Source organism: Acinetobacter sp. BEC1-S18-ESBL-01 (assembly GCF_014169935.1).
Lineage (GTDB): Bacteria > Pseudomonadota > Gammaproteobacteria > Pseudomonadales > Moraxellaceae > Acinetobacter > Acinetobacter pittii.
Window position 1 is genome coordinate 919123 of sequence record NZ_AP022302.1, and the last position, 19575, is coordinate 938697.

The 19575-nt window shown below is 39.6% G+C and carries 18 protein-coding genes; 12 read left to right on the plus strand and 6 right to left on the minus strand.

What is annotated here, in order from left to right:
* Positions 1–73 precede the first annotated feature (73 nt).
* The 3 genes from H7R46_RS04340 (at position 74) to H7R46_RS04350 (ending at position 2454) form a co-directional block, all read left to right on the plus strand.
* Entirely contained in the window at positions 74–787 is a 714-nt protein-coding gene (locus H7R46_RS04340; RefSeq protein ID WP_005067660.1) for a DUF4882 family protein, read from the plus strand.
* A gap of 455 nt (positions 788–1242) precedes the next feature.
* The gene (locus H7R46_RS04345) at positions 1243–1581 is read left to right on the plus strand and encodes a hypothetical protein (RefSeq protein ID WP_080631159.1); all 339 of its coding nucleotides are present in this window, start codon (positions 1243–1245) and stop codon (positions 1579–1581) included.
* 129 nt (positions 1582–1710) lie between these two features.
* A complete protein-coding gene (locus H7R46_RS04350; RefSeq protein WP_080631161.1) occupies positions 1711–2454 on the plus strand; it encodes a hypothetical protein in 744 nt (247 codons plus the stop codon).
* 40 nt (positions 2455–2494) lie between these two features.
* Here the strand turns inward: H7R46_RS04350 and H7R46_RS04355 are convergent, their stop codons facing one another.
* Positions 2495–2647, minus strand: coding sequence for a phosphoglycerate mutase family protein (locus H7R46_RS04355; protein ID WP_005067665.1), 153 nt, complete (start codon positions 2645–2647; stop codon positions 2495–2497).
* 6 nt (positions 2648–2653) lie between these two features.
* A complete protein-coding gene (locus H7R46_RS04360; protein WP_005067667.1) occupies positions 2654–3475 on the minus strand; it encodes an ROK family protein in 822 nt (273 codons plus the stop codon).
* Positions 3476–4244: 769 nt separating this feature from the next.
* Between H7R46_RS04360 and H7R46_RS04365 the strand changes: the two genes are divergently transcribed.
* Positions 4245–4799 (plus strand): TetR/AcrR family transcriptional regulator, encoded by a 555-nt coding sequence (locus H7R46_RS04365; protein WP_005067669.1) that lies wholly within the window; start codon positions 4245–4247, stop codon positions 4797–4799.
* Positions 4800–4938: 139 nt separating this feature from the next.
* On the opposite strand, the gene H7R46_RS04370 is transcribed toward H7R46_RS04365, so the two are convergent.
* Positions 4939–5556 (minus strand): TetR/AcrR family transcriptional regulator, encoded by a 618-nt coding sequence (locus tag H7R46_RS04370; protein ID WP_005067671.1) that lies wholly within the window; start codon positions 5554–5556, stop codon positions 4939–4941.
* Between the two features lie 78 nt (positions 5557–5634).
* Between H7R46_RS04370 and adeD the strand changes: the two genes are divergently transcribed.
* The gene (gene adeD, locus H7R46_RS04375) at positions 5635–6759 is read left to right on the plus strand and encodes a multidrug efflux RND transporter periplasmic adaptor subunit AdeD (RefSeq protein ID WP_005067674.1); all 1125 of its coding nucleotides are present in this window, start codon (positions 5635–5637) and stop codon (positions 6757–6759) included.
* A gap of 9 nt (positions 6760–6768) precedes the next feature.
* Positions 6769–9882 (plus strand): multidrug efflux RND transporter permease subunit AdeE, encoded by a 3114-nt coding sequence (adeE, locus tag H7R46_RS04380; RefSeq protein ID WP_005067677.1) that lies wholly within the window; start codon positions 6769–6771, stop codon positions 9880–9882.
* Positions 9883–9960: 78 nt separating this feature from the next.
* On the opposite strand, the gene H7R46_RS04385 is transcribed toward adeE, so the two are convergent.
* Entirely contained in the window at positions 9961–10566 is a 606-nt protein-coding gene (locus tag H7R46_RS04385) for a nitroreductase family protein (RefSeq protein ID WP_005067678.1), read from the minus strand.
* A gap of 37 nt (positions 10567–10603) precedes the next feature.
* Positions 10604–11386 (minus strand): SDR family NAD(P)-dependent oxidoreductase, encoded by a 783-nt coding sequence (locus H7R46_RS04390; protein WP_005067681.1) that lies wholly within the window; start codon positions 11384–11386, stop codon positions 10604–10606.
* Positions 11387–11508: 122 nt separating this feature from the next.
* On the opposite strand from H7R46_RS04390, the gene H7R46_RS04395 reads away from it, so the two are divergent.
* Positions 11509–12075: a TetR/AcrR family transcriptional regulator gene (locus H7R46_RS04395; protein WP_005067685.1), complete on the plus strand. Its 567-nt coding sequence runs from the start codon at positions 11509–11511 to the stop codon at positions 12073–12075.
* Here H7R46_RS04395 and H7R46_RS04400 read toward each other — a convergent pair.
* The gene (locus H7R46_RS04400) at positions 12072–13229 is read right to left on the minus strand and encodes a glycerate kinase (RefSeq protein ID WP_005067688.1); all 1158 of its coding nucleotides are present in this window, start codon (positions 13227–13229) and stop codon (positions 12072–12074) included. The genes H7R46_RS04395 and H7R46_RS04400 overlap by 4 nt on opposite strands.
* 400 nt (positions 13230–13629) lie before the next feature.
* Here H7R46_RS04400 and H7R46_RS04405 point away from each other — a divergent pair, with 400 nt between their 5' ends.
* The 5 genes from H7R46_RS04405 to epmA all read left to right on the plus strand — a co-directional run bounded on the left by H7R46_RS04405 (position 13630) and on the right by epmA (position 19548).
* On the plus strand, positions 13630–16038 hold the full coding sequence (locus H7R46_RS04405; RefSeq protein WP_005067692.1) for an FdhF/YdeP family oxidoreductase: 2409 nt from the start codon (positions 13630–13632) through the stop codon (positions 16036–16038).
* Positions 16039–16102: 64 nt separating this feature from the next.
* Positions 16103–16894 (plus strand): formate dehydrogenase accessory sulfurtransferase FdhD, encoded by a 792-nt coding sequence (gene fdhD / locus H7R46_RS04410; protein WP_005067694.1) that lies wholly within the window; start codon positions 16103–16105, stop codon positions 16892–16894.
* A 118-nt stretch (positions 16895–17012) separates the two neighbouring features.
* Positions 17013–17405 carry a YkvA family protein gene (locus tag H7R46_RS04415; protein WP_005067697.1) on the plus strand — a complete coding sequence of 131 codons (393 nt, stop codon included), beginning with the start codon at positions 17013–17015 and terminating at the stop codon, positions 17403–17405.
* A gap of 104 nt (positions 17406–17509) precedes the next feature.
* Positions 17510–18577 carry a 4-phosphoerythronate dehydrogenase gene (locus tag H7R46_RS04420; protein ID WP_005067698.1) on the plus strand — a complete coding sequence of 356 codons (1068 nt, stop codon included), beginning with the start codon at positions 17510–17512 and terminating at the stop codon, positions 18575–18577.
* On the plus strand, positions 18574–19548 hold the full coding sequence (gene epmA / locus H7R46_RS04425; protein WP_005067700.1) for an EF-P lysine aminoacylase EpmA: 975 nt from the start codon (positions 18574–18576) through the stop codon (positions 19546–19548). The genes H7R46_RS04420 and epmA overlap by 4 nt, the downstream gene beginning before the upstream one ends.
* The last annotated feature ends 27 nt before the right edge of the window (positions 19549–19575 follow it).

The following is a 19575-nucleotide window of genomic DNA, read 5'->3' on the forward strand; positions in this document are numbered from 1 at the left end:
TTTATCTGAAAAATTTCTAAACCTTAAATTTTTACCATACAATCAAAAATCACAATAAAATTAAGGTGAAATAATGAAAAAAAATATATTGATTCTTAGCTTATTAATTATCAGTGTAGAGAGTTGGGCCGAATGTAAAATTGGTGATTTAGAGATTGATCCAAGCGCTTCACAAACACCAGAAGGGACACCAAATCCAAGCAACTATATAACAATAACTGGACAGAAAGTGTTAACTAAGGCTTTGGCTAATATAAACATAGGAACACTGATAAAAACTAAAACTGATACCAATATTGCTCAGTCTAATGTGATTGCTTTTGAATATATTTTCAAGAAACCAATAAATCTAAACTCAAATGAACTAGCTTCAGGATTTATCACAGGAACAAGTAATTATGACGGTATTGTTTTTGCCGCGCCAAGTTTTGGAAGTGCGTATGGTTCACAGCAAAATTTGTTCATGAGCTCTATTTCTGGAAACATAACCCCAAATCAGACACAAAATGAAGTTTTAGCAAATGAAACAGTTAGAGTGGGGATTTATTACAATCAAATCAGCAAGAAAATTGGTTATATCGTAAATGGGGTCGATAGGGGATACACATGGAGTTATACGACCCCATTAAGCAAAATGAAATTTGGTATTGCTATTGAAGAAGGGTTTTATACTTCCAATTCTAGTTCCCTTGGAAAAGAAATATCATATGAAATAATATCTGATCATTCAAAACTACAATTTACTTATCCAACAGGCACCACAGATATTTGTGGAACACCTCTTTAAAATAAATTACATATCAAATATGCTGCCTCACTACTTTAGTTAGGCAGTTTTAAGGGGCTATTGAGTAATCTATTTTTTTTCAAAAAGCATCCATTCAAGCTCTACGGTCATCCATATTGGTATTACCATTTATACTCAATAAATAGTTAAACTCTTGCAAATATTCATAGATTTCAGGAGTGAGAGTATATTTTTAGAGTAGTGGTACTGATGTCTGCTGTGTTCGTAAATCTGAAAATATCTCGGCTAAATCTACTTGGATTGGTTCACTGGTCGTGCCTTGGGTTTATAAATAATTTAATTGAAAATGCTTCTATAGAACAGGGGCTTTTTATAGCTAAATTATAATAATTTATACATTAATTAATATCTAATATATTAAATACATAATAAGATATTGTTATAAAATTATGAAAATTGGAAAGCTATAGGAAAAAATTTTAAGAATGTATTTAATGCATATTTGGACATTTAAGTCTATGAAAGAAGGGGAATCTCTATTCGCCTACCAAATACAAAAAGAATTTGCAGATATTTTAGTTTCAATTTTTGATCAGGAAACACTTCCACTTATTTCTGATCTTTCATATGTAGATTACGATTTATATAGTGACAGACAGCTTTATCAATTAATTAACGAATTTAAAAAACTAATTGAAATTTATACAGCTTTTATAGATGAAATTTCTAAAATAATAAGCTTTTTAGAAAAAGCTATTGAGTGTAATGAAAAAATTCTTTTTGATCCCTTTAGAGAATCTATCTTGGGCCTAAATATTTTTGAATTTTCCTAAAAAATCAATACACCTCGTATGAAATGAATTAAGTATCTATAATAATGGGTGCATATAAAAATATATGAAGTTAAAGATTTAAAAATTATGATACCGGTACAGCCATTCTCTTTTTTCACAATTTTTCTGTTGTTTATTGTTCCATTAATTGGTGTTGTACTAACACTAGGCTTGTTGGTGAAAGCACTATTCTTTTGGCGAAATAAGGCTCAAAAGCCTGTTAGGTTTTTTTCTCGAAAGACATTATTCATTACCGTATTGGCACTAATATGTGACCTATGGGCAGGTTATTTATTTTATATGATTGCATCGGTAGGGTATGAGTTTGCACTTAAAGAGCATTATAAAGAAAGTCGCAGCCATTTCATTTTATCTCAAGATGCGCAATATGGAGAACTGGTGATTCCCAAAGGGAGCTTAATCAGTCGTTATGATGCTTTTGACAACGGTGAGCCTCAATTACCCTTGAGTTTACGGGGGTTACAAGCTGTACGTTTTCCTCATCCTGTACAAGTCGCTGGAATGTGGGTAACTGCGATGGAACCTCCTCGAATGGAATTGGCGTGGGATCAGCAAATAGGTCCAGTTATGCGCTTTGACCCTAATGAGGAAAATGGTTATGGTAAATGGGTTTACGATACGAAGCGTCCCACCATCACCTGTTCTCGTGGAGACATCGTGTTACTTGAAATTCCATCCATTCATTATGATATTGCAAAAGAATTTGGTAAACCTGAACCCGATGGACCCAATGCACGTTTTCGCCCGAGTGAATGGGGTGTTCAACAATGCGAAAAAGGTCAGGGGCCAATTAAAGTTAGTCCTGCATATACTGGGACTGCACCAAAGAAACCTTGGTTTCAACCTTACTGAAAAGCTCTATTCGACCTCTTTAAAGATTAGGTCAGTAATCTTATGCATTTACATGATCAATTTTAGGTAGTTGTGAACAGAGTGCTTGAGCTTGTTTATGTCCATGTTCACTTAAAGCAATCAAAGCATGCGAAAGGGTTTTTCCATTAATATTGGCTTCACTCTCAGCATGTCGGATCAGAAAAATACTCATATTATTTTATTGTTCAGTTGCACGTATAGCACCTAAAGCAGCTACTTTTCTTCCCGCTTTTACTTTTGATATGTCGCAATCTTGCCAAAGCTCAGGAAGGCAGTTTTCTTTAGCAGACTTTAAAGCTGCGTCTAAATAACCGGGTAATTCTATCGTTCCTCCTCCTATTACTAATTGCGATGGGTTTAAAAGATTAATAACAGTTGCTATTCCAAGACCTAAAGCTGTGCCTGCCTCTTTTATAACAGTTAAGGTTGGTTGATCTCCATTGTTAGCCATCAATGCTAGATTAGATGGACTGAGTGCACATTGCTTGGTAATTGCTGAGCCACTTGCAACTTCATCTAAACGCTTAATTCCTTCATTACTTTTTACTGGTAAGTAACCTAGCTCACCAGCCCAACCACTAGCTCCCAGTAAGGGTTTTCCATTTATTATGAATGCAGCCCCAATACCTGTCCCAATCATAATAATGCCGCTTGCAGCATGAACCGATGAATCATTTAGTTCCGCATGCATGGCAGCTTTTACATCATTTAAGATAATTGTTTTACTACATAATAATTTTAATGCTTCATTTCCCTGCCAACCTATAAATGCAGGGAGGACATCACAATTAACAATGTGTCCATATTCGTTAACTAGACCCGGCACTGCTAGGCTTATACTTTCGGGTTTAATTCCATGTTTTAAAATAAAAGATTGTAGGTGTGATATTAATTCTTCTGGGGTGAATGAAATTCCTGTACTAAATATCTCCTCAATTTCATCACATAATATTAATAATTTAGTACCTCCAAGATCTACACCAATTTTCTGTCTGTTCATCCGATGCCTTATGTAAAAATCATTTTTTAAAATTCTAGCGCGTCTAGAGGATTGTGTTTTATAATTATCAGTGTTTATGTAATAACTTTTAAATTTAATTCAAATGAAGATCTATTATTTTCCTTACACTGAATATTCGCGTAAATATAACAAATAGTTGTTTACTAATTTTTCTGTTTTTCTCTCCTTTATAAACCCCCATTTAACAATAATCATCTCATTATTTATCCTTACTTTTTAATGATCTAATTTAAAACAAATGTCATTTTGTGTGCTTGACTGTAAAAGGACAGGGCACTATTCTTTGCCTGCTGGCCACATTGCCAGCCGGTTTTAGCAGACCGTGCTCAAGAACATTGAAAAAATTCATTTTTTTGATGTAGACCCGTTCGTCTCCCTTTTTGTAGCGGTAGGACGGAAGGGGGACACCTTCGGGTGTGCTGGGTCTTGAGCCAGTCTGCTAACCCCCTTTCGTTCTGCCACCATAATTCTATAAATGTCTGGCAGAACTCCCAATAAAAAGGAGTTGGCTTTGCACATTCTTAATTTCTTGGCAGCGACTGCCAAAGTCTATATCGACACGACTTAAATTTATAAGCAACTTGATAGCGATTAGCGCTTTCAGGCTTTAATTCGTCGCGACCAAAAACTTAATCAACAATAAAACTTGAGATGTGCAAAACACAGTCTTAACGGCTTTGCTATGCCTTTTTTCTCCCAAAAAAGTATCTCGTTTACATACAACAAGAATTTTTATAACGGTAAAACTATGCCACATTTAGTGATCTCCCCACGTGCCATACAAGTCGTAAATAAATCAATTGATCTGTTTCACCATCACGGATTTCATACGGTTGGAATCGACAGAATCGTGAAAGAGTCTCAAATTCCAAAAGCGACTTTTTATCATTATTTTCACTCTAAAGAGCGGTTTATCGAAATCTGCATGATCGTGCAAAAAGAACGTTTAAAAGAAAAAGTAGTTTTAATGGTTGAGTACACCAGTCAAACAAGTGTGGTGGATAAACTTAAGAAATTTTATGTCTTACACACCGATTTGGAGGGGCTTTACTATCTATTATTTAAAGCAATTTTTGAAACCAAACTGACCTATCCAAAAGCCTATATCACCGCAATGAGATATAGAACATGGTTGCTTAATGAAATCTATAGTCAGTTAATAAAACTAAAAAAAGATGCTTCCTTTCAGGACGCCAAATTATTTTTATATATGATTGAAGGAACCATTATTCAGCTTTTAAGCTCGGGTCAAGTAGGAGATAAAGAGATGATATTAGACTGTTTTTTGAAGCAGTTTAAATAAAGTGAGTAAAGCAAAAATATTCCTGTTAAATCTGCTTAAGTGAGTTTGCCAGATGTTTCTTTAAGTTATTAATAATTGATACGATGTTTAAATGTCTAATTTAAAAAGCCCTTTTATAACAAGGGCTTTTGTTGTGGGGCTATTCTCTATATTGCCATGCTTTTAAAAAGGTTTGGCAAACTTCTTGATTTAACCGCTGTAGTTCTTCTGGAGTTGGAATATTTCCACTAATGAGTGTAGCTGGATATGAATATCCCATTACAGCACCGAGGAAAGCTTTAGTTGCTTCTTCAGGCTGATCAATTTTGACTATGCCAGCATTGTGTGCAGTTGCAAGAATATCGATTAAAGACCTTTTAATATTTCCTTGAGTACGTTGCTGAATTTTAGGAAGAATTTCCTTCATTTCAACTAAAGCAATAATCAGCAATCTTTGCAGGCGAATGACGTCAATATGATAAAAATGATTTTGTACAGACTGTCCAATTTCTAACAATAATTGATCTAGACGCTTATTTTTCAATTCATGCTGTTCAATGAAAGGTGCTTCCATTTCTGCTTTTAAATGATCAAAAACTTCAATAAGTAGAGCTGTCTTGGTCGGGAAGTGATTATATAAAGTTTGTCGATTTGTACCGGCTTTTGCAGCAACAGTTTCTAAGCGGACTTCTAACCCATGCTCAAGGAATAGTTCACGGGCTGCTGCCACAATAATAGGGCGAATTCGAGACGGACGACCTGGTGATTTTTTTAGCATATCAGTTTTCTTGCACATCATATTTATTTACTTTACAGTAAAGTAAATAAATTGTCTATAAGTCTAGGGTGCCAAAATATGTTTGGTTCGGTTTTTTTTAATCATAAGTACTTGTGGTTATTACCTTTGCTACTTTTTCTTAATGGATGTGATTCTGATCCGCCTGCCCCTAAAAATATTCAGCAGGTAGGCACGATCACTATAAAACCAGAGACGATTGAATCTACCTATCAATTGGCTGGAAGAACGGTGGCCTCTGAAATTTCTCAGGTCCGCCCACAAGTCAATGGAGTAGTAATAGAGCAATTATTTAAAGAAGGTACGCAAGTAAGCAAAGGCCAACCACTTTATAAAATTGATTCATCACTCTATCGGGATGGGGTGGATGAAGCCGCTGGTAATCTTGCATTAGCAAAAGCCACTGTAAATTCGGCTCGCCTTCAAGCCGAGCGTTATAAAGAATTAATAAAGGTGAATGGCGTGAGTCAACAGGAGCTTGATAATGCTCAAAGTACATATGAGCAAGCGAAAGCGACTGTTGCCGTAAATGAAGCTGTACTGAAAACAGCACGAACCAATTTACGTTACACACAAGTTAGTGCGCCAATTTCAGGACGAATAGGGCTTTCATCCATTACACGTGGGGCTTTAGTCACCTCTGCTCAAACAGATCCTTTAGCAACGATTCAAAAACTGGACCCCATGTATGTCGATTTGACTCAGTCGAGTGATGAATACATGGCACTGCGTAAACAACTTGCTGAAAATGGAATAAAACCGACTGAACTTTCAGTACGTTTGAAGCTTGAGAATGGCACTGCCTATGCAGAACAGGGGACTTTTAAGTTTAGTGATGTTGCTGTAGATGAGGCGACAGGAAGTGTCACCTTACGTGCAGCATTTCCCAATCCCAATAATGCGTTATTGCCCGGCCTGTATGTGCGGGCAGAACTTGGAACGGGAACACGTCCTAACAGCGTCTTAATTCCTCAAGGTGCGCTGTTCCGAGACGCAGAAGGAAATCCACTTGTTTGGATTGTTGGAAAAGAGAATAAAGCCGAGCAACGAAAAATTACTCTAGGCGATGCAATTGATAATCGTTGGTTAGTGACCTCTGGCTTGAAAGCAGGAGATCAAGTCATTGTTGAGGGTCTGCAAGGCTTAAGTGCCGGCATGACGATTGAACCTACCCCAATGAGTTGAGGATTGCGTATGTTGTCGAGTTTTTTTATTGCACGACCTATTTTTGCTTGGGTCCTCTCTATTTGTATTATGGCGTTGGGGACGATTTCGATTTTAACGTTACCCATTGAGCAATATCCTGACATTGCGCCACCGGGTGTAAATGTTACTGCAAATTATCCGGGCGCATCGGCCAAAACTGTTGAAGACAGTGTTACCCAGATTTTGGAGCAACAAATTAAAGGGATTGATGGTCTACTTTATTTTTCATCGAGTAGTAGTTCGGCGGGTCAAGCACGCATAAGTCTTAGTTTTGATCAAAATACCAATCCTGACACTGCTCAGGTGCAGGTGCAAAATGCTGTGAATCAGGCACTGAGTCGATTGCCTCAAGAGGTTCAGCAGCAAGGGATCACTGTGACAAAGTCACAAGGCGATAGTTTACTGGTCTTTGCGCTTTACGATGAAAGTGGGACTAGATCTTCTGTCGACATATCTGACTATATGGTGAGTACACTGCAAGACCCATTAAGTCGGGTCGATGGAGTGGGTGAAATCACCGTATTTGGTGCCCAATATGCAATGCGCATCTGGCTTGATCCTCATAAATTAAACAGTTATGGATTAATGCCATCAGATGTTAGAACCGCAATTGAAGCACAAAACACTCAAATTACAGCAGGAGAATTGGGCGCATTACCCACGCGTGATGGGCAAGCGCTAAATGCAACAGTAACAGCATTATCTCGGCTACAAACCGTGAGCCAATTTGAAAATATTATTTTGCGGACACAAACAAATGGTGCGGTTGTATTACTTAAAGATGTTGCCCGAGTCGAGCGTGGTGCAGAGAGTTATCAGACTTCTACACGTCTGAATGGAAAGTCAGCTTCGGGTATGTCTATTCAGCTTGCATCTGGTGCCAATGCATTAGAAACGGCTGAACGAGTTAAAGCTGAAGTCACACGGTTAACTGCCTCTATGCCAGCGGGTTTAAAAGTTGCATACCCACGCGACAGTACGCCATTTGTAGAAGCTTCGGTAAATGGGGTGATTAAAACTTTAGCTGAAGCGATTGTTCTCGTCATTATTGTCATGTTCTTATTTTTGCAGAGCTGGCGTGCGACTTTAATTCCGGCAATTGCAGTTCCGGTCGTATTGTTAGGTACATTTGGTGTGTTGAGCGTACTTGGCTATAGCATTAATACACTGACTTTGTTTGCGATGGTACTCGCAATTGGTTTACTGGTAGATGACGCAATTGTCGTTGTAGAAAATGTCGAGCGAGTTATGCATGAGCAAAATGTTGATGCTCGGCAAGCCACCATAATTTCAATGCAGGAGATATCAGGTGCGCTCGTGGGTATTGCCATGGTACTCGCAGCGGTATTTTTACCTATGGCATTTTTTGGTGGTTCTGTCGGGATTATCTATCGCCAGTTCTCGGTAACGCTCGTATCGGCTATGGTACTTTCTGCAATTGTTGCTTTAACACTTTCACCTGCGCTATGTGCAACATTACTCAAACCTGCAAATGAAAAACATAAGCAGAGAAAATTCTTTACTTGGTTCAATCGTAAAGTCGAACAAGGGCAGTCAGGCTACCGCACAAAGCTAGTTGCTGTTTTAGGTAAACCCAAAGTCTTTATGGTCATATTCGTAGGTATTACAGCTTTGTTAGGTTGGCAATATACGCGTATGAATACAGGTTTTTTACCCCAAGAAGACCAAGGCTCGGTTATGGTTCAATTTAGTACGCCTGTAGGCACGACACTAGCTGAAACAGAGCGGGTTGGCAACCAGATTGCAGACTACTTTTTGACGAAAGAAAAGAATAATCTCAATGTGATTTTCATGGTGATGGGTAGAAATAACGCAGGCAGTGGGCAAAATGTGGGAATGGCATTTGCCGGACTCAAACATTGGGATGACCGAGAAGGTAGTGAAAATACAGCCGAAGCTGTGATTGCTCGTGCAAATGCACATTTTAAGTCACTACGTAACGCACGTGTTCAGGTACTTTCACCTGCTGCTGTAAGAGGCCTTGGGCAATCTAGTGGCTTTGAGTTTTGGTTGCAAGATGCTGAAAATAAAGGACGAGATGCTTTACTCGCAGCACAAAATGATGTGTTAAAAGGAGCAAATGCTGATTCTGGCCTAGCTGCAGTACGTTTGAATAGCTTAGAAGATAAAGCCCAGTTACAAGTCAATATCGATCAAAGAAAAGCCAGTGCTCTTGGATTAGCCCAAGCAGATATTAGTAATACGCTGTCATCGGCCTGGGGCGGATCTTATATTAACGATTTCATAGATCAGGGACGTGTTAAGCGAGTTTATTTGCAAGGAGAGGCAATCTATCGTTCCTTACCCCAAGATATTGGGCAATGGTATGTTCGCGGTGCTACTGGTGAGATGACGCCATTTTCTAGCTTCTCTTCTGTGAAATGGCAGATGGGCCCTCAAATGCTGCAACGCTTTAACGGTCTTTCAGCCGTTCAAATACAAGGCTCTGCGGCAGCTGGTGAGAGTTCTGGTGGGGCTATGGATAAGATGCAGGAGTTAGTAGACCAGCAACAAGGTTTTAATCTTCAGTGGAGTGGGTTGTCTTATCAAGAGAAACTAGCGGGTGGCCAAACAATCTGGTTATATTTAGCCTCAATCATCTTTATCTTTTTATGTTTGGCAGCACTTTATGAAAGTTGGTCTATTCCTGTCTCTGTCATGCTAGTAATTCCTTTAGGTCTTATTGGCGCTGTAGTGGCTGCAAGTCTGGCAGGCTTTGTTAACGATATTTACTTTCAGGTCGCTATGCTCACCACCATTGGGCTTTCTGCCAAAAATGCCATTTTGATTGTTGAATTTGCGGCAGCCAAGTTAGAGGCTGGTCAGGCATTAATGGACGCCATTATTGAAGGTGCTGGTCAGCGATTACGGCCAATTATTATGACATCTCTGGCTTTTGTTGCAGGTGTTCTTCCATTAGCTGTATCTACAGGAGCAGGAGCTGTTAGCCGAAAAGAAATTGGTATCGCCGTAACTGGTGGGATGATTTCGGGAACTCTACTTTCTATTTTCTTTGTGCCTTTATTTTTTCTTTTAGTTCGTCGTTTAACTAATAAGTTAAATACCAAAAAAGCCAAATGATTTTACAAAACAGAATGTCATTAACAATTAGGCCCTCATGCTATAAATAGCATGAGGGCCTAAAATCTGACTAAAAACTTAGAATGTATTTTGAATAATTACATCGTCGTAAGGAAGTTTGCCTACACGTGGGTAAGGCTGAGATGCTGACTTACCAACTGCAATCATTAAACATACTACGTGATCTTCAGGTAAGTTAATGAGCTTTGCCATCGCATCAAAGTCAAAACCATCCATAGGACAACTGTCTAAACCATGCTCTTGAGCAAGTAACATTAAAGTTTGAGCAAAAATACCCGCACTACGCATCACTTCGTCACGTTGGGTCTGTGGACGGTCACGGTAATATTGGTCAATTGCGCCAACCATAATATTTTGAACTTCCGGAGAAGCTCCATCCCATACACGCTTAGCATCAACTTCCCATGTATTTACTTTTGCACACAACACAATCAGTAATGATGACTCTGTAACTTGTGGTTGATCCCAAGCAATGGTGCGAATTTTTTGTCTTAACTCAGTATCTTCAATGATGACTGGACGCCAATGTTGTAAGTTAAAAGCGCTTGGCGCATTGGCTAAAACTTCTTGTAATAACTGCTTTTTGTTATCTTCAGAAAGTTGAAAAGCAGGGTCGAAGCGTTTAACTGCGCGGCGGTTACGGATGGCATCAATAACATTCATAAGATTTTCCTACTTAAGAGTTGGGTAGCGGTACTCGTTAGTTTTTATAACGTTGGGCTACATCAGCCGAAGAAAAGTTTGGTAGTAATGTGATACGTGATTTTTCAAAATTATTCCATTGATTTTCGTCTTTTAGCACAGGAATTGTGATTGTTTCTTTACGGTCGAAGCCAATCAGGGCTGCATCGACCAAATCATTGACATCCATTAATGGTGGAACTTGGCTTAAGTCGATGCCAGAACGTTCCCAAATTTCGGTTTTAGTAGCAGAAGGCAATACGGCTTGAACATGCACGCCATGATCTTTTAATTCTAAATATAAGCCTTGGCTAAAAAATTGGATGAAAGATTTACTTGCGCCATAAATGGTAGAACCTAATTCAGGGGCTAATCCAAGCACAGAACCTAAATTAATAATGGCACCTTTACCTTTATGTATAAGTGATTGCGAAATTGCATGAGACAAACGAACAACCGCAGTCATATTTAAAGTAATGAGTTTTTCAATATCTTTAATATTTTGAGTTAAAAAGGTTCCGTTTAGTGCAATGCCTGCGTTATTTACCAAAATTTCAATATCAGCATCATTTTTGAGTACATCTTCAATTTTACTAATGTCTTGATCGTTTGATAGATCGGCTTGAATGAACTCGACTTGTACGCCGTATTTTTCTTGAAGATCTTTTGAGATTTTATCTAGGCGGTTTGTGTCTCGTGCAACCAAGATTAAGTTATGGCCACGTTGAGCAAATCGGTCTGCATAAACAGAACCAATCCCTGACGAAGCTCCTGTAATAAGTACTTTTGATTGAGCTGACATGTGATGTCTCCACGCTTTAATTTTTAGATGATGATCATAATCTAAAATATATATTTTTTGATGTCAATCATAATCAATGTATAATTGTGACGAGTAGGGTGAGTAAAAGTGGGTAGGCCAACATGAAAGTCAGTAAAACTCAGGTAAAAGAAAACCGAGAAAAAATTGTCGAGAAGGCGACTCAACTGTTTCGTAACAAAGGCTACGATGGTGTCGGCATTGCTGAATTAATGTCTAGCGCAGGCTTTACCCACGGTGGGTTTTATAAACATTTCAGCTCGAAAACAGACCTTGTCTCAATTACCGTTAAACATGGGCTTGAGCAGGTTTTAAAAAGAATAGAAGGCTTAAATTTAACTCAATTTATTCAGCTTTATGTGTCCCGCACTCATCGCGATAACCGAGATTTGGGCTGCACCTTAACAGCGCTATCTTGTGATGCCGCAAGACAACCAGACGAAGTAAAAGTCGAATTTGAAGAGGGCATTGAGCAACTTATTCAGTTCATTATGAATGAACGAGCAAAACAAGTTTCTTTGGAAGCGCCAGAGTTGAGAAAGCAAGCTATTAATATTCTTGCTCAATCCGTAGGGGCAATTGCCTTGTCTCGCGCATGCCCAGACCAATCTGTGCTTAGCGATGAAATATTGGAAAGCTGTAAAGAGAGTCTTTTAAAGTTAGGCGGTTAAACTTTTTTATCTCTCAAACTGGTTTGGCTAAGCTGAATTAATCTCGCAATATCGACTGTTCTTTCATAAATAAGTTTGGCTGCATGTTCACAGGCTTGTTCTAATGTGATCGGGCCATTTGCTAATGAGAAAGCAGCCGTAACGCCATGCTCATAAAGCGCTTGATAGCCTTGGCCTAAAGAGCCTGCAATCACAATGACAGGGGTGCCATGAGCTTTTGCAATTTGGCTTACCCCAAAAACTGTTTTGCCGCTTAAGGTTTGCTGGTCAAATTTACCTTCCCCTGTAATAACCCAATCTGCATGAGCAATTTTATGTTCAAGTTGATTCAGTTCACCTACGACTTTAACGCCAGCTTTAAAATCTGCATCTAAATAACTTTTGGCTGCAAAGCCCAAACCACCAGCAGCACCAGAACCTGCTTCCTCTCGTTTGTCGAAACCTAAAATTTGCGCAGAGACATCGGCAAAATGAGCAAGCGCTCGATCAAGTAACTTTACTTGAGTAGGGGAAGCCCCTTTTTGTGGGCCAAAAATATGTGATGAGCCATTTGGGCCACAAAGCGGATTGGTTACATCGGCAGCCAGTAAAAACCGTGTATGCTGAATACGTGTGTCAAAGTGTGTTAAATCAATTTTTGATAGGTTGCCTAGAGCGAGGCCACCTGCGGGTAAAACCTTTTGGTTGGCATCGAGCAAAACAGCACCCAAAGCACTCAGTAATCCTGTGCCGCCATCGTTAGTCGCACTACCGCCCACAGTTAAAATAATGTCTTTTGCACCTGCGTCTAAAGCATCCAAAATGAGCTGGCCTGTTCCAAACGTTGTGCTGTGGCAAGCATCACGCTCAGCCGGTGGGATTAACTGTATACCGCTGGCTTGAGCCATTTCAATGATGGCGATTTTTTGTTTTTCTAACCAGCCCCATTTTGCCTGAACAGGCTGACTTAATGGCCCAACCACAGTTTTTTCACGCCATTGCCCCTCGCAGACTTCTAAAACAGCTTCAATGGTTCCTTCGCCGCCATCGGCCATAGGGCATAAAATCGTTTCTGCATGAGGAAAAACTTCTTGCCATCCTTTGGCAATGGCCTGAGCTACGTTTAAAGCAGATAAGCTGTCTTTAAATGAGTCAGGAGCGATCACAACCTTCATAAGTGCTCTAATGTGGATAGATTTTTAATTGTTTTATACTGCTTAATCCAAAAAAACCATACATAAAGACATGTAAGCATCAATTTTAAAGAGTTTCTCTTCTGTTAAGAATGAAAACTAATAATGTTTTGATCTGTAAAAGGCGGAGTTTCTATCTTTTTAACTCATTGTTTTATATATTTTTCTATAAATAGCGTGGTTGGCTTGAATGATTGTAATTGTAAAAAATATGGCACATATTATAAGAACAGTTGAGCCAGCTTTTTAAAATATGGTGAATAATATACCAAGTGGACTCTACCCCCAAGCTAGACAGCAGCGATTCTTAATATAAGCATAATTAAATTTGTGGTTTTATTGGATTTGTTGAATGCCTAAGAAGAATTAAGAGGATGACAAAGTGGATAATTCAGAAGAACAAAAGCACATACAGGAAAATAACGGTTTTGCGCGAATTGAGCCATACACTCATCCTGCTGGCGGGTGGGGTGCACTGCTAAGTGTTGCTCGAAACTTAAAGCGACAAGATATTTTAGGTAAAGGTTCAATTACCTTACTCAATATTAACCAGCCTACAGGTTTTGACTGTCCCGGCTGTGCATGGCCAGAAAAGAAAGATGCTCATGCCTTTAACTTCTGTGAAAATGGTGCAAAAGCAGTTGCCTTTGAAGCAACCAGTAAAACAGTGACTCCTGAATATTTCGCAGGACATACCGTTAGTTGGCTGTCAGAGCAAAGTGACTTTTTCCTCGAAGACTTAGGTCGCTTAACAGACCCAGTTCGCTACGATGCTGCAACCGATAAATATTTGCCTATTTCATGGGACGATGCGTTTAAACTCATTGCTGAACATTTACATGCGCTAGACAACCCAGACCAAGCGGCATTTTATACCTCTGGCCGTGCCAGTAACGAAGCAGCATTTTTATATCAATTATTTGTGCGAAGCTTTGGTACAAATAACTTTCCAGACTGCTCGAACATGTGCCATGAAACCACAAGTGTTGGTTTGCTTGACTCGATTGGTTTAGGAAAAGGCACAGTCACCCTAGAAGATTTTGACTTAGCCGATGCTATTTTTAGTTTTGGGCACAACCCCGGCACCAACCATCCACGTATGTTAGGTACTTTACGTGAAGTATCTAAACGCGGCGGTAACATTATTGCGATTAACCCAATTAAAGAAAGAGGTCTTGAGCGTTTCCAAGATCCGCAAGCACCGCTTGAAATGATGACTAACGGCAGTACACCAATTAGTCGCTATTATTTCCAACCTAAAATTGGTGGTGACTATGCACTCATGTTAGGGATGTTAAAACACTTAAATGAGTGGGATAAAAAAGCACTTGCCTCAGGTAAACCAAGCGTTTTTGACCGAAACTTTATTGCGGTGAATACTGTTGGTTTCGATGAAATGATTGCTGAGATTGAAAGAACTGAATGGGCAGATCTTTATAAACACTCAGGGTTATCGCCTGAACACTTAGAAAAACTCGCCAAACTCTTTTTAGAATCAGAGCGTTCAATTTTCTGTTGGGGAATGGGCATCACTCAACACCGCCACGGAACAGCCAATGTACACATGCTGGCAAATTTATTGTTGGCGCGTGGTCAAATTGGCAGACCGGGCGCAGGGCTATGTCCAGTTCGTGGGCACAGTAATGTGCAAGGCGACCGAACCATGGGTATTAATGAACTGCCTAGCCCTAAATTACTCGACAACATTGACCGCGTATTTGGAATTAAATCACCGAGAAAAAATGGGCATGGTGTTGTTGAGACCATTAAAGCTATGGCTGAGGGCGAGGTCAAAGTCTTTATTGGTTTGGGTGGGAACTTTGCAGTTGCAACGCCTGATACACCATATACCCAAGAAGCACTTAGAAAGTGTAATTTAACCGTTCATGTCGCAACCAAGTTAAATCGTAGCCATTTGGTGTGTGGTAAAGATGCATTAATTTTGCCATGTTTGGGCCGTACCGAAATTGATGAGCAGCTTCATGGCCCACAGGCAATTTCAGTCGAAGATTCAATGAGTAATATTCATTTGTCAGCAGGGCGTAACGCTCCAATTTCTGACAATATTTTGTCTGAACCTGATATTGTCGCCCGAATGGCCGAAGCAGTGCTTCCAGACAGCCAAATTAAGTGGAAGTGGTATATCGAAAGTTATGATCGTATTCGTGACTCAATTGCCGATGTCTTTGATGAGTTCCATGACTTTAATTTACGTGTCTATAAACCGGGTGGATTCCATCTAGAGCATCCAGCCAATCAGCACATCTGGAATACAAAAAGTGGTAAAGCGCAGTTTATGATTACACCGCTGAGTGAAGTCTATGCCGATAAAGAAAATCAGTACGCTGCCGCATATACCGACAGTAAAGTTTATACCTTAATGACCACGCGTTCTCATGACCAATACAACACTACTCTATATGGTCTAGATGACCGTTACCGTGGGGTGTTCGGTCAGCGCCGTGTTTTGTTTATGAACCAAGCTGATATTGATGAAGCTGGTTTTGAAGCAAACCAGTGGGTCGATATTGAAAGTGTTTTTTCAGATGGTATGAAACGTATTGTGCATAGTTTCCGTATTGTGCCGTACAACATTCCGCGAGGCAGCTTAGCCGCTTACTATCCGGAAACTAATCCTTTGGTGGCCTTAAGCAGTCATGATAAATATGCCAAGATTCCGGCTTCTAAAAGTGTTCCTGTGATTTTACATCCGGGAAATGCGCCAGAGCATTTTAACTTGGCCACGGCAGTAGCTCCTGAAGATGCCGATAAGAAAGTAAGCAGCCTTTAAATCAAAGGCAACATTAAAAAATGGCGCTCTAAACAAGCGCCATTTTGAAATAAAGGAAATAATTTTGACACCACATTCCTATGGCGTTGAAACATTACCAGTACAGCGGTTTAACAAAACCGACTCTGAAAATGTTTTAGATCATATTGTACAAGAGTACCCAATTGCCTTGGTGTATAACGACATTTCGCATGCGGTGATGATGGCGACACCGACCGATGTAGAATTATTTGCCAAAGGCTTTAGTCTCTCCGAAGGAATTTTAACCAGCTTAAAAGAGCTATATGCGCTTGATGTACATCAAAATGAATTGGGCATTACGGTTGAAATGACCATTTCATCTAGAGCGTTTGCTGCATTAAAAGAACATCGCCGCATGATGGTAGGCCGTACAGGCTGTGGTTTATGTGGAATTGAAAGCTTAGAGCAGTTTCAGTTAGACGTGCCCAAAATTACAACGCATGCATCAAAAATATGGCTTGAGCAAATTCCGAGTGCCATTTCCCACTTAAAAGCCCAACAGGAAATTACCGCTTTAACGGGTGGCGCACATGCCGCAGCTTGGGTGGTTGATGGGCACATTGTCGCTTTATTTGAAGATGTTGGCCGCCATAATGCTTTAGATAAATTAATCGGTTATTTAGCACAAGAAAACTACGACACCAGTTTAGGTTTTGTTGTGATGACCAGTCGGGCAAGTTATGAACTGATACGAAAATGTGCCCAACTGAATATAAGTCTACTGGCGTCAATTTCAGCGCCTACCAGCATGGCTATTCAATTAGCCAAACAATCTGGCCTGACTTTGGCGAGTTTTTGTAGGGGAGACAGATTTGTTTTATATACAGAAATTTAAAATATATTGTTCAAGGTGATGGACTAAAATGAAGCTCATCTGACATTTCTTTGGCTTTTAAGCTAAGGATAGGTTTTATGGATTATTATAAAACTCTAAAGGTTCAGAGTCTGTCCAAATGTCTTGGTTACAATCACTAAAAGAATGGGCAAAACGTCTAAAAAAACAAATTATTATGCTTTGGTTTGCGTCAAAGCATCCTCAAATGCCATGGTTCCCAAAAGTTATTGCTGTGGTGGCTGTGGCTTATGCCTTTAGTCCAATCGATTTAATTCCAGATTTTATTCCTATTTTAGGCCTTTTAGATGAGGCCATCATTCTACCGATGCTGATTTGGTTAGCTGTTCGTTTTACACCTCAACAAGTCATTTTCGATGCAGAACAGCAAGCTAATGAATGGCTAGAAGAACATGAAAAAGGACCACGAAATTATTTGGTTGCTGTACTTATTATTTTAATGTGGCTCACTCTTGCGGTGATGACTTATTTTTATTTCGGTGGTGGTTTGTAGGTGAACTACGCTTAGAAACCTTATCGTAATTTAACGCCCTGAACATTGTGCTTTGCTACAACTCAAAGGATAATAACGTTTTTATAAGCTTTGAGTTGCAGATAATGAAAATCGTCGCAGATGAAAACTTGGCATTTACCGATTACTTTTTTTCTGAGTTTGGCGATATTCAACACCATGCAGGACGCACCTTAACGCACGCAGATGTAAAAGATGCTGAAGCTTTATTGGTTCGCTCAGTCACCGCAGTAAACGAAAGTTTAATTCAAAACACCGCTTTAAAATATGTGGGTAGTGCCACAATCGGCACCGATCATTTAGATATTTCTGCTTTAGAAAAACAAGGAATTACATGGGCGAATGCAGCAGGTTGTAATGCGCAAGCGGTTGCTGAATATGTCATTACTGCTTTACTGCATTTAGATGCGGACCTTTTAGAACAACAAGAAAAATTTACCCTAGGCATTGTTGGCCTTGGCAACGTCGGTAAGCGTTTGGTCTATATGGCTCAGTTACTTGGCTGGAATGTAATTGGCTTCGACCCATATGTGAAACTAGACACAATTGAAAATGTAAGCTTAGAAATTCTGTTGCAACAAGCCAATGCCATTTCAATTCATGTCCCGCTTACAAAAAACGGTGAACATCCGACATATCATTTGTTTGATGAAAAAGCTTTTGCAGCGCTTCAACCTGACACGATTTTAATTAATAGTGCACGTGGTCCAGTCGTGAAAGAAACCGCTTTAATGGAAGATATTCAGCGTACCCAGCGTAAAGTGGTGCTTGATGTATTTGAGCATGAACCAGTCATATCAGAAGAACTCATAGACATGTTGGCTTTAGCAACACCGCATATTGCTGGTTATAGCCTTGAAGGAAAAGCCCGTGGTACACAAATGATTTATGAAGCGTTTTGCCAAAAATTTGGATACGACATTAATAAGCGTTTTGAAACTCAGCTACCTGCATGCGAAGACTATTTTTCGGGGCATGATTTAAAAGCTGTATTAAAGCAAAAACTATCTCAAATTTATGATATTGCTCAAGATGATGCCAACATCCGTGCCTGTGTTAAAGACGGCAAAGTAGAGCAAAAAGCATTTGATTTATTACGTAAGAATTATCCGCTGCGCCGTGAATGGGCAGCACATGGGGGACCACAGGCATGAGTTTAAGTTATCAACCTACTTGTTCAATTGATGCCTTAAAAGCACGTGCCAAGCTCTACACCCAAATTCGTCAGTTTTTTGCTGAACGTGGTGTTATGGAAGTCGAAACACCAATCGTTTCACAAGCAGGTGTCACCGATGTACATTTAGCTTCGGTTCTGGCTTTGCGTCATATTAATGGCAAATTGCAAACACAATATTTACAGACTTCACCAGAGTTTGCCATGAAACGTTTATTGGCGAGCGGTAGTGGGCCGATTTATCAAATCTGTAAGGTTTTTCGAGATGATGAACACGGGCGTAAACACAACAGTGAATTTACCATGCTTGAATGGTATCGCCCCGGTCTAGACTTAAAAGCGTTAATGCATGAAACAGCCGATTTATTGCAGACTTGTTTGCAGCATCGTTTTGGTGAAGTTCGTCCGTTTATTTTAAGTTATAAACATGCCTTTCAAGATCGTCTTGATATTAACCCGTTGCAAGCAACTTTAAAGCAACTCAAAGATACCGCAAATCGTGTGGGGTTAAACCTTGATTTGGGCGATGATCGTCTAGCTTACATGGATTTGTTGTTTTCTCATTTTGTTGAACCAAGTTTGGGTTTTGATGCTCCAGTTTTTTTAACAGACTTTCCACCAGAAATGGCCTCTTTGGCAAAAGTGAAAGTAGATGAAGATGGGGAAGAGGTCGCGGCGCGTTTCGAGGTTTATATTGAAGGCTTAGAACTGGCAAATGCTTACGATGAATTACTCGATGCAGATGTGTTACGTTCTCGCTTTGAAGCAGATAATGCAGAGCGGGCTAAGCAAGGGCTTCATGTTATGCCTTTAGATGAGCATCTGTTAGCAGCATTGCCTCATATGCCGGAATGCTCAGGTATTGCTTTAGGTGTAGACCGTTTACTTATGGTTGCAATGGATCAGGTCAAAATTGAAAAAGTAGTGACCTTTCCAGCAGAAATTGCTTAAACGCTGACAAATAAAAAAGCCACTATA

Excerpts from the sequence above, each read along its gene's own strand:
- H7R46_RS04340 (WP_005067660.1), top strand. The coding sequence starts at position 74 with ATGAAAAAAAATATATTGATTCTTAGCTTATTAATTATCAGTGTAGAG.
- H7R46_RS04345 (WP_080631159.1), top strand. The coding sequence starts at position 1,243 with ATGCATATTTGGACATTTAAGTCTATGAAAGAAGGGGAATCTCTATTC.
- H7R46_RS04355 (WP_005067665.1), bottom strand. The coding sequence starts at position 2,647 with ATGAGTATTTTTCTGATCCGACATGCTGAGAGTGAAGCCAATATTAAT.
- H7R46_RS04360 (WP_005067667.1), bottom strand. The coding sequence starts at position 3,475 with ATGAACAGACAGAAAATTGGTGTAGATCTTGGAGGTACTAAATTATTA.
- H7R46_RS04365 (WP_005067669.1), top strand. The coding sequence starts at position 4,245 with ATGCCACATTTAGTGATCTCCCCACGTGCCATACAAGTCGTAAATAAA.
- H7R46_RS04370 (WP_005067671.1), bottom strand. The coding sequence starts at position 5,556 with ATGCTAAAAAAATCACCAGGTCGTCCGTCTCGAATTCGCCCTATTATT.
- adeD (WP_005067674.1), top strand. The coding sequence starts at position 5,635 with ATGTTTGGTTCGGTTTTTTTTAATCATAAGTACTTGTGGTTATTACCT.
- adeE (WP_005067677.1), top strand. The coding sequence starts at position 6,769 with ATGTTGTCGAGTTTTTTTATTGCACGACCTATTTTTGCTTGGGTCCTC.
- H7R46_RS04385 (WP_005067678.1), bottom strand. The coding sequence starts at position 10,566 with ATGAATGTTATTGATGCCATCCGTAACCGCCGCGCAGTTAAACGCTTC.
- H7R46_RS04390 (WP_005067681.1), bottom strand. The coding sequence starts at position 11,386 with ATGTCAGCTCAATCAAAAGTACTTATTACAGGAGCTTCGTCAGGGATT.
- H7R46_RS04395 (WP_005067685.1), top strand. The coding sequence starts at position 11,509 with ATGAAAGTCAGTAAAACTCAGGTAAAAGAAAACCGAGAAAAAATTGTC.
- H7R46_RS04400 (WP_005067688.1), bottom strand. The coding sequence starts at position 13,229 with ATGAAGGTTGTGATCGCTCCTGACTCATTTAAAGACAGCTTATCTGCT.
- H7R46_RS04415 (WP_005067697.1), top strand. The coding sequence starts at position 17,013 with ATGTCTTGGTTACAATCACTAAAAGAATGGGCAAAACGTCTAAAAAAA.
- H7R46_RS04420 (WP_005067698.1), top strand. The coding sequence starts at position 17,510 with ATGAAAATCGTCGCAGATGAAAACTTGGCATTTACCGATTACTTTTTT.
- epmA (WP_005067700.1), top strand. The coding sequence starts at position 18,574 with ATGAGTTTAAGTTATCAACCTACTTGTTCAATTGATGCCTTAAAAGCA.